This window comes from Streptomyces sp. NBC_01635 (assembly GCF_045209715.1).
Lineage (GTDB): Bacteria > Actinomycetota > Actinomycetes > Streptomycetales > Streptomycetaceae > Streptomyces > Streptomyces hirsutus.
Window position 1 is genome coordinate 7,391,050 of record NZ_CP109277.1, and the last position, 12,850, is coordinate 7,403,899.

General features: G+C 72.1%; 8 protein-coding genes and 3 pseudogenes. 7 read left to right on the forward strand and 4 right to left on the reverse strand.

Annotation, left to right across the window (positions count from 1 at the left end):
- Nucleotides 1-79 precede the first annotated feature (79 nt).
- The gene (locus OHB56_RS34355; protein WP_326755609.1) at nt 80-1,243 is read left to right on the forward strand and encodes an XdhC/CoxI family protein; all 1,164 of its coding nucleotides are present in this window, start codon (nt 80-82) and stop codon (nt 1,241-1,243) included.
- A gap of 58 nt (nt 1,244-1,301) precedes the next feature.
- Here OHB56_RS34355 and OHB56_RS34360 read toward each other — a convergent pair whose 3' ends face one another.
- On the reverse strand, nt 1,302-1,742 hold the full coding sequence (locus tag OHB56_RS34360; RefSeq protein WP_326755610.1) for an SRPBCC family protein: 441 nt from the start codon (nt 1,740-1,742) through the stop codon (nt 1,302-1,304).
- 80 nt (nt 1,743-1,822) lie between these two features.
- The gene (locus OHB56_RS34365; RefSeq protein ID WP_326755611.1) at nt 1,823-1,948 is read right to left on the reverse strand and encodes a hypothetical protein; all 126 of its coding nucleotides are present in this window, start codon (nt 1,946-1,948) and stop codon (nt 1,823-1,825) included.
- 337 nt (nt 1,949-2,285) lie between these two features.
- On the opposite strand from OHB56_RS34365, the pseudogene OHB56_RS34370 reads away from it, so the two are divergent.
- Nucleotides 2,286-2,949, forward strand: a pseudogene (locus OHB56_RS34370) (DNA glycosylase AlkZ-like family protein); the annotation flags it as partial.
- 153 nt (nt 2,950-3,102) lie between these two features.
- On the opposite strand, the gene tnpA reads toward OHB56_RS34370, so the two are convergent.
- The gene (gene tnpA, locus OHB56_RS34375) at nt 3,103-3,519 is read right to left on the reverse strand and encodes an IS200/IS605 family transposase (RefSeq protein WP_406357622.1); all 417 of its coding nucleotides are present in this window, start codon (nt 3,517-3,519) and stop codon (nt 3,103-3,105) included.
- Between the two features lie 25 nt (nt 3,520-3,544).
- On the opposite strand from tnpA, the pseudogene OHB56_RS34380 reads away from it, so the two are divergent.
- The 3 genes and pseudogenes from OHB56_RS34380 (at nt 3,545) to OHB56_RS34390 (ending at nt 5,662) form a co-directional block, all read left to right on the forward strand.
- Nucleotides 3,545-4,767 (forward strand): annotated as a pseudogene (locus OHB56_RS34380) (RNA-guided endonuclease InsQ/TnpB family protein).
- Nucleotides 4,768-4,824: 57 nt separating this feature from the next.
- Nucleotides 4,825-5,145: pseudogene (locus OHB56_RS34385) on the forward strand (DNA glycosylase AlkZ-like family protein); the annotation flags it as partial.
- 319 nt (nt 5,146-5,464) lie between these two features.
- A complete protein-coding gene (locus OHB56_RS34390; RefSeq protein ID WP_406357623.1) occupies nt 5,465-5,662 on the forward strand; it encodes a hypothetical protein in 198 nt (65 codons plus the stop codon).
- 507 nt (nt 5,663-6,169) lie between these two features.
- On the opposite strand, the gene OHB56_RS34395 is transcribed toward OHB56_RS34390, so the two are convergent.
- Entirely contained in the window at nt 6,170-9,001 is a 2,832-nt protein-coding gene (locus OHB56_RS34395; protein ID WP_406357624.1) for an AAA family ATPase, read from the reverse strand.
- A 497-nt stretch (nt 9,002-9,498) separates the two neighbouring features.
- On the opposite strand from OHB56_RS34395, the gene OHB56_RS34400 reads away from it, so the two are divergent.
- Nucleotides 9,499-11,172, forward strand: coding sequence for an AMP-binding protein (locus OHB56_RS34400; protein WP_406357625.1), 1,674 nt, complete (start codon nt 9,499-9,501; stop codon nt 11,170-11,172).
- Nucleotides 11,169-12,848, forward strand: a complete 1,680-nt coding sequence (locus OHB56_RS34405; protein ID WP_406357627.1) for an AMP-binding protein — start codon at nt 11,169-11,171, stop codon at nt 12,846-12,848. The genes OHB56_RS34400 and OHB56_RS34405 overlap by 4 nt, the downstream gene beginning before the upstream one ends.
- Nucleotides 12,849-12,850: the final 2 nt, after the last annotated feature.

Here is a 12,850-nt window from a genome sequence, read left to right on the forward strand (position 1 = left end):
CCGCCCGGGACGGGCAGGACCCGACCGATGCCGAGGCCGATGCCGAGGCCCGTGGACCCTTGTCGAGGGAGACCGACAGATGCTGGACATCGCCGAGGAGCTGCACCGGTGGGCGGCGCAGGGCCGTGACTTCGCCGTCGCCACCGTCGTGGCGGTCGCCGGCAGCGGACCCCGCGCCCCCGGCGCGGCGCTGGCGGTGGACGCCGACGGCACGGTCATCGGTTCGGTGTCCGGCGGCTGCGTGGAGGGCGCGGTCTACGAGCTGTGCCGGCAGGCCCTCCAGGACGGCGAAACCCTGCTGGAACGCTTCGGCCACAGCGACGAGGACGCCTATGCCGCCGGTCTGACCTGCGGCGGCGTCATCGGCATCCTCGTCACACCGGTGCGGGCGGCAGATCCCGTACGCCCGGTGCTCGCGTCCGCGCTCGCCGCCGCCGCGCGAGGAGAGGCGGTGGCGGTGGCACGGACCGTGGGCGGACCGGCGGACCTGACGGGCCACGCGCTCGTGGTCCGCCCGGACGGCTCGTACGAGGGCGGTTTCGGCGTCCGTCCGGAGCTGGACCGCACGGTGGCGGCGGAGGCCGGCGCGCTGCTGGACGCGGGCCGCACGGGCACCCTGGAGATCGGCGCGGAGGGCTCCCGCTGCGGAGCGCCGCTCACGCTCCTGGTCGAGTCGTCCGTCCCGCCGCCCCGGATGATCGTCTTCGGCGCGATCGACTTCGCGTCGGCACTGGCCCGGGCCGGTGCCTTCCTCGGCTACCGCGTCACCGTGTGCGACGCGCGCCCCGTGTTCGCCACGCGGGCACGCTTCCCGGACGCCGACGAGATCGTCGTCGAATGGCCGCACACGTACCTCGAGCGCACCGACGTGGACGCCCGTACGGTCCTGTGCGTGCTGACCCACGACGCGAAGTTCGACGTACCGCTGCTGCGGCTCGCCCTGCGCCTCCCGGTCGCCTACGTCGGCGCCATGGGCTCCCGCCGCACCCACCTGGACCGCAACGCCCGCCTGCGCGAGGTCGGCGTCACCGACCGGGAACTGGCCCGCCTGCGCTCACCGATCGGTCTCGACCTCGGCGCCCGCACCCCGGAGGAGACGGCCGTGTCCATCGCCGCCGAGATCGTCGCCGCCCGCCGGGGCGGGACCGGGGTCCCCCTCACCGGGGCCCCCGCCCCGATCCATCGCGACCGTGAACCCGATCACGCCTCCGGGGCCACGGGCAGAATCGGTTCGAGGGTGTGACGGAAGTGTCATCGGTGTGGGCGCGGCAGCGCCGGTGCCCCTCCTGGCGCCCCCTCCGTCACGGTTGCCGCAACAGGGTGTTCACCGCCCGGCCGAAGACCCCGCGGGAGACGGCCCGCAGGGCCGGGTCGCAGAAGCCGGGCAGGAACCGGACCCGCAGGTCCTCGCGCCACAGCACGCGGGTCCGGCCGCCCGGCCCCGGACGGACCTCGATCTCCGCCCAGCCCCTGACCAGACGACCCCGCTTCTCCAGCCGGCACAGGCCGGGGGAGCCGTCGACCGGGGGCTGCCAGACGGTCACCTCCATCGGATCGTCGAAGGCGACCGGGCCGAGGCCCGAGCGGGCGACGAACACCGTGCCCTCACCGGTGGGCGGGGGAGTGGTCACGGTGACCCGGGTGAGCGGGACCGCCGCCCCGTGCCGGGGCCACTCCGTGAGCCGACGCCAGGCCTCGTCGAGCGGGAGGGGTGCCGTGCGCTGGAGATGGAAAGTGGCCACGGGGGGATCCTAGGGAATCAGGACAGGCCGACGGCCCCGCCGGGGGCGCGTCACCCGCATGGCCCAGTCGGCACGGGGGATCACCGGGGGGCCGGGACGGGCGCGGGCCGGCCGTGGGGGCGTATCGGGAAGAACTGGCGCATCTGGTGCTCCGTGCGCTCGGCCACCTCGCGCGTCTCCGCCAGGACATCCCCGAGTTCGCGCACGAGGCCCTCGTAGACCGGGAGACGAACGGGTCCGGACTGGTGCCCCGGGGCGTGCCCGGAGCCATGGGCGGATCTGTCGGGTCCAGCGGTGCGATCGGTGCGACCGGTGCCGGTGGGATGGGAAGTCACTGAGGAGGCCCTTCGTTGTGGGGTTTTCCTGGTGCTGGCCTACGACATGGAAAAGGGGCCGCTTCTCGTGCCCCGTAGAACTCAGCGTCCGGTGCCCGTCACGGTGTTACACGTCCCGAAGGAATGTCCTGGATGGTGGGTTGTGTTCGTGACGGTGTTCCGGCCCTTGCGGACAGAGGATGGCCGCAAGCCTCGCTAACGTGCGGGTATGACGAAGGCGAAGCGCAGCATCACCCCGGTGCGGTGTCCGGCCGCCGTGCTCGGCACCCGGGCCCTGAACCGTGCCACCCTCGCCCGGCAGTTGCTCCTGCGGCGCTCACCGCTGTCCGCGGAGGCGGCCGTCGGGCATCTGGTCGGGCTCCAGGCACAAGAACGTCAAGCCGCCGTACTACGCGCTCGCCGCCCGGCTCGACGGCTTCACACCCGAGGCGCTGTCCCGGCCGATGGCCGACCGCGCCGTGGCCCGCCTCGTCACCCTGCGCTCGACCATCCACACCCACACCGCCCAGGACTGTCTCACCCTGCGCCCTTTGGTGCAGCCCGCCCGTGACCGCGAACTCGGCTCCTTCCGCAAGGGGCTGACCGGAGTCGACCTGGACCGGCTGACCGTCCTCGCCCGGGACCTCGTCGAGTCCGCACCGCGCACCATGAAGCAACTGCGCGAGGCCCTGCTCGAGGAATGCCCCGACGCCGACCCGCAGGCCCTGTCCGTCGCCGCCCACTGCAGGCTGCCCCTCGTCCAGATCACCCCGCGCGGACTGTGGGGCCGCAGCGGCCAGGTGACGCTCACCACCGCCGAGCGGTGGCTGGGCCGCCCCGCCGAGCCCTCCCCGGGGCCAGACGCCGTCGTGCTGCGCTACCGGGATTCATTCGCAGTGCATCGGGCTTCAGCCCGGTGGTGAAGCGAATCTGAGGGTGGTGACGCGGAGCGTCGCCGCATCTGGTCCGACGGGGCCGGACACGGCGTGTGCACCACCGCGGCGCGGAGCGCCGTGATCGCCTGGTCCGGCGGAGCCGGGCAGGGCTCACACCGGCCGGTTCTGCTGCTCGACGTACTGTCTGATCACAGAGAGCGGGGCGCCGCCGCCGGTCCCGGCGAAGTAGGAGCCCGACCACAGCTTGCTGGCCCGCCAGTAGTGGCGCACCAGGTCGGGGAACTCCTGACGCAGGCGGCGTGAGGAGACGTCCTTGAGAGAGTTGACGAGCTTGGCGACGGCGACCTTGGGCGGGAAGTTCACCAGCAGGTGGACATGGCTGGTCTCGCCGTTGAACTCCACCAGCTCGCACTCGAAGTCCGCGCAGACCGACCGCATGATCTCCTCCATCCGCACCAGGTGATCGTCTGTGAACACGCCGTGCCGAAACTTCGTCACGAAGACCAAGTGCACATGCATCACAAATACACAGTGCCGACCAGTTCTGATCTCCTGCATCTCTGCCATAGCCCAAGTATGTACGGTGGCTCTCATGCAGCTTCGGTACAGCTTTCGCCTGTACCCGGATCACGCCCAACGCAGTGCGTTGTCACGGGCATTCGGGTGCGCCCGCGTCGTCTTCAACGACGCCCTGCGCGCCCGCGAGGACGCCAGAGCGGCGGGAGCCCCATCCCGAAAGCCGGGGAGCTGTCCACGCGCCTGATCACCCAGGCCAAGCAGACCGAGGCCCGCTCCTGGCTGAGAGAAGCCTCCGCGGTCGTGCTCCAGCAGTCCCTGCGCGATGCCGAGACGGCCTACAAGAACTTCTTCGCCTCCCTCAAGGGTGAGCGCAAGGGCCCCAGACTGGGAGCGCCGAGGTTCAAGTCCCGCAAGGACGCCCGGCAGTCGATCCGGTTCACCGCCAACGCCCGCTGGTCGGTCACCGACAGCGGACGACTGAGCCTGCCGAAGATCGGGACCGTCCAGGTGAAGTGGTCGCGCACCCTGCCCGCCCCTCCCACCTCCGTCACCGTGATCAAGGATGCGGCCGGACGGTACTTCGCATCCTTCGTCATCGACACCGACCCGGCCGCCGACGCCGCCCGGATGCCCGACAGCGACCAGACCGTCGGCATCGACCTGGGGCTGACACACTTCGCGATCCTCGACGACGGCACGAAGATCGATTCTCCGCGTTTCCTGCGCCGCGCGGAAAAGAAACTGAAGAAGGCCCAGCGGGAGCTGTCCCGCAAACGGAAGGGATCCAAGAACCAGGAGAAGGCCCGCCTGAAGGTCGCCCGCGCGCATGCCCAGGTCGCTGACGCGCGCCGTGAATTCCACCACCAGCTCTCCACGAAGCTGATTCGCGAGAACCAAGCAATCGGCGTGGAGAACCTGGCGGTGCACGGACTGGCACGCACCCAACTGGCCAAGAGCGTGCACGACGCGGGCTGGTCGCAGTTCGTGGCCATGCTCGTCTACAAGGCCGACCGGTACGAACGCACCCTGATCAAGATCGGCCGGTTCGTGCCGACCAGTCAGACCTGCTCGCACTGCGACCATGTGGATGGACCCAAGCCCCTCCACATCCGGGAATGGACCTGCCCCGCTTGCGGAGCCCTCCTCGACCGGGACATCAACTCCGCACGCAACGTGAAAAAGGCCGCCGGACTGGCGGTATCGGCCTGTGGAGCGCCGGTAAGACCAGAATCCGTTCTGGCGCAGCGCAACGAAGCAGGAAGCCACGGATTCCCTCCCAAAACCTGTGCCGCGTAGCGGCACAGCAACGAGAGAGAAGGCCAGAATCCTCGGGCTTCAGCCCGAGGAGCAAGTCAACTCGCCGCCTTCGGACCGGCCTCCGTGAAGGACATGCAGATCTGGGCCGGACTGACCAGGCTGCGCGAAGCCTTCGACCGCCTCCGGCCGCGCCTGATCACCTTCCACGACGCACGCGGAGTCGAGCTGTTCGACCTCCCCGACGCGCCCCGGCCCGACCCGGACACCCCGGCCCTGCCGCGGTTCCTGCCCGAGTTCGACAACCTGCTCCTCTCCCACGCCGACCGTACCCGCGTCGTGCCCCACGAGCTGCGGGGCAGCACCTGGCAGGGAAACATCCCCTACCGCGCCCTCCTCGTCGGCGGCTTCCTGGCGGGGGGCGTCAGCTGCTTGCCGGGGAGCGTGCACGAGGGCGGTTTGACTCGATCGTGTGATGGTCGGCTTCCGGGCTTGCGGCGTCGTGGGCCGTCCGGGTTAACGTGATCGTGCGATCTGGGATGCCGGGTACGGTGCCAGTGAGCGGGGCCCCTGCTGCACCGGAGTGATGGTTCAGGGCCTCCCCGTCGCCTCCGGCCGTCCTCATGGGGCCGGGTCGTACAGGGAACCGGCCTCCTGGGCCCGGACCACGCACAGGATGCGTGTCGCCGCCCCGGGGCTGAGTACGCCGGGGACCAGTGCGCCCAGGACCGTTCGGGGCGTGCGGCTGAGCAGACCCACTCCTGCTCAGTCCAGAGGAACGGTGTGGCGGCTGGACGAACACGCTCTCGTGGTCAAGCCGTTCGGTCCGCTCACCAGGGCCCGGCGGGACGAGATCACCGCCGAGGGGGAGCGGATGCTCCGGGTGATGCACCCGGACACGCCGTACGACATCCGCTTCGGAGCCGTACGCCGGTGACCGGAGGGCGGGGCGAAGGGCCGACGGAGGAACGCGGTCGACGGGGGCATGGATAGGGGGCGTTGCGGGCTGCTCGTGGAAGCTCGCAACGCCCCCTGGTATTCACCTGAGGGGTGCTCAGGAATTCAGGTGGCGGCGAGCACGGCGGTGGTCGCGGCGGTCCTCGTACGGCGGGTGGGCCCGTACATCGGTCTCCTCATCGGTTGCCGGTGGGGCGCGCGGGGTGGGGGTCCAGCACGAGGACCGGGCTACCGGTCCCCGTGTGCCCGGCGAGCGGCACACCCTTACGCTACGAGCCGGAGCGCGAGCCCCCAATGAGGGAAGCCCCTACGGGAGTTGGGCAGGGAAAACCCTCGGTCCCGGCCGACCGCCCCGTACCGTCCGGCACCGCGTTCACCGACGGCCCCGCGAGGGCCCCTACGCGTACCCCGACCCAGGCCACCGTGCCCCTGCCGCCCCGCACCCGCTGTACCGTCCTGCACCCGCCGTACCGCCCTCTCCCCGGGGTCACTTGGTGCGGCGGCCCGCGGCCAGGCGGACGATGTCCACCCGTGACCGGATGCCCAGTTTCCGGTACACCCGGGTGAGCGTCGCCTCGACCGTCTTGACGCTGATGAACAGCCGGGCGGCGATCTCCCGGTTGGTGGCCCCCTCCATCACCAGCGAGGCGACCTGCCGTTCCATCGAGGCGAGGCCGTCCAGCGCCGCCGAGGTGGCCGCGGACACCGTGTCCGGTTCCACCGGACCGGCGGCCACGGCCGCGTCCACCTGCCGCAGCCAGGGCAGCGCGCGGCAGCGCCGGAACAACCGGGCCGCCTCGTCGTAGGGGGCATGGCCCGGGGCCGTCCCCGGGCGCCGGGCGCGCAGCCGGGCCAGCGCGAACGCGGCCCGTGCCTCCTCCAGCCCGTAGCCCAGCCGGCCCAGCCGATCCTGTGCCGACGTCAACTGCTTCTGCGCGGCCTCGTGCTGCCCGCGGGCCGCCCGCACCAGGGCCTCCGCGCGGTCCAGTACGGCGAGGACGCCCGCGCGGTCCAGCCGCAGCGCGTGCACTCGGGTGAGGTTGATGAGTTCCTGCGCCTCGCCGGGCTCACCGATCCGCACCAGGGCCTCGGCGAGATCGCCGTGCCAGCGGCCCCGCGCCGGGTCGGTGATGCCCATGCCCTGCTCCAGCTCCCGCACCCGGCGCAGCGAACGGACCGCGCCCGCCGCGTCCCCGGCGACCGACTGGGCATAGCCGAAGGCGGCCAGGGCGCGCGAGAGGTACATCTGGTCGCCGTCCACCTCGGCGTGGTCGGCGGCCTCCCGTGCCAGTGCCAGCGCCCGCTCCACGTCCCCGCCGGAGGCCTCCGCGAGCGAGGTGAGCATCGCCGAGGCGCCCTCCCCGATCCCGGAGTCCCGGGCCAATCGCAGGCTCTCCCGTGCCAGGTCCAGGGCGCGGCCGCAGTGCCCGGAGCGCAGCTCCGTGTCGGCGAGGAAGCGCAGGAAGTGCACCTCGCTCTCGACCATGCCGCGCCGCCGTGCCTCCCGCAGCAGCCCGGTGATGCTCTTGCGGGCCTCGGGCAGCTGGTCGCTCATGAGCAGCCAGCGGAACCTGGCCATGCCCGCGCCGTTGTGGTGGCAGGCCACATAGGGGTCCTGGGGTTCCCTCAGGGCCCGTTTGATGGTGGCTGGGGCGTCCGGGTGGCCCATCAGGGTCTCGGTGGACGACTGGAAGGCCAGTGCCATCAGCTCGGTGCGCCGGTCCGCGCCCCGCGCCGCCAGGTCCGCCGCGTGCGCGGCCTCCCGCCGGGCCTTGCCGAAGTCGCCGTCGACCACCAGTTCCCGCCAGGCCAGCTGGTAGTGGACCAGGGCGAGCAGCCGCGGGTCGTCGCCCGCGTCGGCCAGCACCTGCGGGAAGACCGCGTCGACCTCGCCGAGCGCCTGCCCGGCCGCCTCGATGACCACCATCCACGCCCGCACCCGCTCCGCGGGCACCGTGGCCCGGGTCAGCACCTCGCGCGCGATGTCCCGGGCGAGATCCGCCTCCCCCGCGGTGATGGCGTCCTCGGCGGCCTGCAGCCGCCGCTCGTCCGGGCCCGGCGTACGGTCGGCCGGGGTGTGGCGGGCGGCCAGCAGCCCCAGCGAGGCGGCGACCGAGGGTGCCCCGCGGTCGCGGGCCAGCGCGGCGGCCTCGGCGAGCCGGGCCGCCACCTCCGGGTCGGTGCCGGTCGTGGCGAGGGCCAGATGCCGGGCCCGCTCGATGGGGTCGGAGGCCGCCGTGGACAGCGCGGCGTGCGCGGCCCGCCGCTCGTGCGCGGGGGCCTCCGCGTACAGCGCGGCCGAGATCAGCGGATGCGCGAACCGCAGCGCCGGCTCCTCCGGGTCCGTCGCCAGCAGCCCCAGCGCGGCCGCCTGGGCCGTCTCCTCCTCGGCGTGGTCCCGGCCGGCCGCGTGCAGCAGCGCCGGCGTCGGGCGGGCGCCGGCGCTGGCCACCAGCAGGGTGCGGCGCGCGTCGTCCGACAGCATCTCCAGCCGGCTGAGCACCAGGGCACGCAGCGAGGTCGGCACCGGCAGCGGCTCGCCGGGGCGCGGCCGGGCCGGGCTCTCGGCCAGGGCACGGCCCAGTTCGAGCGCGAAGAGCGGGTTGCCGTCGCTGGTGCGGTGGATGTCGCGGACCGTGGTGCGGGACAGACCCGGGTAACCGCGGTGGTCGAGCAGCGCGGACACCTGGGTACGGGAGAACGGGCCCAGCCGGACCACTCGCGTGTCCGGCGGGCAGGCCCGCAGATGACGGTCGTACTCCTGCCCCTCCGTGCCCTCGGTCCGCACCGCGCACAGCATCTGCACCGGAGCGTCGCCGAGGCGCCGGGCGGCGAAGCCCAGCAGTTCCGCGCTGGCCGAGTCCAGCCACTGAAGATCGTCGGCGACGACCAGGACGGGTCCCTCGGCGGCCAGTGCCCGCAGGGTGGACAGCACCGCCAGGCGCAGCGCGAGCCCGTCCCGTTGGAGCGTGGACTCGCCGCGGCCGGTGAGCGCCGACTCCAGGGCGGTGCGCTGCGCGGCGGGCAGCGCACCGCAGACCCTTTCGAGGACCAGGCCGAACAGATCCGCGAGCGCCAGGAACGGAAGGTGGGATTCGGACTCCGTGGCGGAGCAGCGCAACACCGTGGGCGCACCGCCCGCGTTTTCCGCCGCAAGTGCCCGCAGCACGGTCGATTTACCTATTCCGGCCGGCCCGTGCAGCAGCACGCTGCCCCCTCGGGCCAGTTGCTCGCGCGCTTCGGCGAACGGCTCCTCCCTGCCGATGACCAGGTCGGGACGGCACCTGGCAGGATCCTTGAAGTCCCGGCGCACGGTCACCGCTCCCTCCTGTGTCGTGTCCTGACCAATATTAGGCAACGGGTCAGTTGAATTCGGAGGGGCGGCGTCGTGAGGCATTTAACAGCGCACACGCGGATGAAATCCGAAGTCCCGGCACACCGGCCGAAAACCGCGGACCACCGGTAATGCCGACCCCACGAGAACACCGCAAACCTACGGCAACCACCCCGCCCCGCGTGCGGAGACCACCGCCTCCCACCGCGTCCGGGCGCCCGGCTCGCACATCGCCGAGCGCGGACACGCCTTCACGGTCCCGTCCGTCACCCCCAGCCGCTCGGCCGCCCTCACCTCGGTCGCCCCCGCCCGGGTCAGCTGTCACCTGGTCGCCTCTCCGCCGCGGCTCCCGAATGAGCCACACCCCCTTCCAGGGGTGGTGAGACCTGCGTCACGGATTAGACGATGGCACAGAGGCACCCGGCAAGGTCCGGGACCGAGGAGGACGGAGCACCCATGACGACGGCGACGGAAGGGAACACATGACGACGGCGACGGAGGAGTTCCGCAGGGCCCGGGACTTCCTGCTGGAACACCGCGACGACTACACCACGGCCTACCAGGGCTTCCGCTGGCCGCGCCCCGACCGCTTCAACTGGGCGCTCGACTGGTTCGACGTGATCGCGGACGGCAACGACCGCACCGCCCTGCACCTCGTGGAAGAGGACGGCGAGCAGACCAGGCTCTCCTTCGCCGAACTGGCCCGCCGCTCCGACCAGGCCGCCAACTGGCTCCGGCAGCAGGGCGTACGGGCCGAGGACCGGGTGCTCGTCATGCTCGGCAACCAGGCCGAACTCTGGGAGACCGCGCTCGCCGCGATGAAACTGCGTGCCGTGGTCATCCCCGCCACCCCGCTGCTCGGCCCCGCCGACCTGCGCGACCGCGTCGACCGGGGCCGCGTCCGGCACGTGATCACGCGCGCCGCCGACACCTCGAAGTTCGACGAGGTGCCCGGCGACTACACCCGCATCGCCGTCGGCGGGGGCGCCACCGAGGCCTGGCTGCCCTACGAGGACGCCTACGGCGCCGCCGAGCACTACGCACCCGACGGGCCCACCCTCGCCGACGACCCCCTGATGCTGTACTTCACCTCCGGCACCACCGCACAGCCCAAGCTCGTCGAGCACACCCACACCTCGTACCCCGTCGGGCACCTGGCGACCATGTACTGGATCGGGCTCACACCCGGCGACGTGCACCTGAACATCTCCTCGCCCGGCTGGGCCAAGCACGCCTGGTCCAACCTCTTCGCCCCGTGGAACGCCGAGGCGACCGTCTTCCTGCACAACTACGCGCGCTTCGACGCGGCCCGGCTGATGGCCGAGATGGACCGCGCCGGCGTCACCACCTTCTGCGCCCCGCCCACCGTGTGGCGCATGCTCATCCAGTCCGACCTGACCGGGCTGCGTACCCCGCCGCGCGAAGTGGTCGCCGCCGGCGAACCGCTCAACCCCGAGGTCATCGAACAGATCCGGCGCGCCTGGGGCGTCACCGTCCGCGACGGCTTCGGCCAGACCGAGACCGCCGTCCAGATCGCCAACAGCCCCGGCCAGCCCCTGCGGACCGGCTCCATGGGCCGCCCGGGGCCCGGCTACCGGGTCGAGCTCCTCGACCCCGTCTCCGGCGCACCCGGCGCCACCGAGGGCGAGATCGCACTCGACCTGTCGGACCGCCCGGTGGGCCTGATGACCGGCTACCACGGCGACCCCGACCGCACCGCTCAGGCCATGGCCGGCGGCTACTACCGCACCGGCGACATCGGCTCCCGCGACCCCGACGGCTACCTCACCTACGTGGGCCGCGCCGACGACGTGTTCAAGGCCTCCGACTACAAGATCTCCCCCTTCGAGCTGGAGAGCGCCCTGCTGGAGCACGAGGCGGTCGCCGAGGCGGCCGTCGTACCCGCCCCGGACGAGCTGCGCCTGGCCGTGCCCAAGGCGTACATCGTGCTCGCGGAGGGCCACCGGCCCGGCCCGGACACCGCGAGGGAGCTCTTCGAGTACTCCCGCAAGGTACTCGCCCCCTACAAGCGGGTCCGCCGGCTGGAGTTCGGCGAACTGCCCAAGACCGTCTCCGGCAAGATCCGCCGCATCGAACTGCGCGAGGCCACGGCGGCGGGCTCCGACGCCGAGTACCGCGAGGAGGACTTCCGGTGACCCCGTCGACCCCGACGCCGACGCCCGCGCCGTCCCCGTCGTACAGCCACGGGACGAGCACCACCCCGCTGCTCGGCGACACCATCGGGGCCGACCTCGACCGCGCGATCGCCGCGTACCCGGACCGCGAGGCCCTCGTCGACGTGCCCTCGGGCCGGCGCTGGACCTACGCCGAGTTCGGCGCCGCGGTCGACGAGGTGGCGCGCGGACTGCTGGCGAAGGGAATCACGACCGGTGACCGCGTCGGCATCTGGGCGGTCAACTGTCCGGAGTGGGTCCTGACGCAGTACGCCACCGCCCGCATCGGCGCGATCATGGTGAACATCAACCCGGCCTACCGCGCCCACGAGCTGGAATACGTCCTGCGGCAGGCCGGTGTCGCGGTGCTGGTCGCCTCGCTCTCCCACAAGGGCAGCGACTACCGGGCGCTGGTGGACCAGGTGCGCGGGCGCTGCCCCGGACTGCGGGAGGCCGTGTACATCGGCGACCCGTCCTGGGACGCGATGACCGAGGGCGCCGCCGGCGTGCCACGCGAGCGGCTCGACGCCGTCGCGGCCGGACTGAGCTGCGACGACCCGGTCAACATTCAGTACACCTCGGGCACCACCGGTTTCCCCAAGGGCGCCACCCTCTCCCACCACAGCATCCTCAACAACGGCTACTGGGTGGGCCGCACCATCGGCTACACCGAGCAGGACCGGGTCTGCCTGCCGGTGCCCTTCTACCACTGCTTCGGCATGGTCATGGGCAACCTGGGCGTCACTTCGCACGGCGCCTGCATCGTCGTCCCCGCACCCTCCTTCGACCCGGAACTCACCCTGGGCGCCGTCCAGCAGGAGCGCTGCACCTCGCTCTACGGCGTCCCCACCATGTTCATCGCCGAGCTGAACACCCCGGGCTTCGCCACCTACGACCTCGGCTCCCTGCGAACCGGGATCATGGCCGGATCGCCCTGCCCGGTCGAGGTCATGAAACGGGTGGTCGCCGAGATGCACATGGAGCAGGTCTCCATCTGCTACGGCATGACCGAGACGTCCCCCGTCTCCCTCCAGACCCGCATGGACGACGACCTGGAGCACCGCACCGGCACCGTCGGCCGGGTCCTGCCGCACATCGAGGTCAAGGTCGTCGATCCGGCCACCGGCGTGACCGCGCCCCGCGGCACCGCCGGTGAGCTGTGCACCCGTGGCTACAGCGTGATGCTCGGCTACTGGAACGAGCCGGAGCGCACCGCCGAGGCCGTCGACGCGGGCCGCTGGATGCACACCGGGGACCTCGCGGTGATGCGCGAGGACGGGTACATGGAGATCGTCGGCCGCATCAAGGACATGATCATCCGGGGCGGGGAGAACATCTACCCGCGCGAGATCGAGGAGTTCCTCCACACCCACCCGAAGATCGCCGACGCCCAGATCGTCGGCGTCCCGCACGAGCGGTACGGCGAGGAGGTCCTCGCCTGCGTCGTCCTGCGCGACGCCGGTGACCCGGTCACCCTGGAGGACCTGCGGGCCTTCTGCGCCGACCGGCTGGCCCACTACAAGATCCCGAGCCGGCTCCAGGTCCTGGACTCCTTCCCGATGACGGTCTCGGGGAAGGTGCGCAAGGTGGAACTGCGGGAGCGGTACGCCCCGCAGGCGGCGGAGGGAGCCGAGGGGGCGGTCGGCGCGGAGAGCTGAGG

Bases quoted from the DNA above. Each gene is read 5' to 3' on its own strand.
- OHB56_RS34355 (WP_326755609.1), top strand. From the start codon at position 80: ATGCTGGACATCGCCGAGGAGCTGCACCGGTGGGCGGCGCAGGGCCGT.
- OHB56_RS34400 (WP_406357625.1), top strand. From the start codon at position 9,499: ATGACGACGGCGACGGAGGAGTTCCGCAGGGCCCGGGACTTCCTGCTG.
- tnpA (WP_406357622.1), bottom strand. From the start codon at position 3,519: ATGGCAGAGATGCAGGAGATCAGAACTGGTCGGCACTGTGTATTTGTG.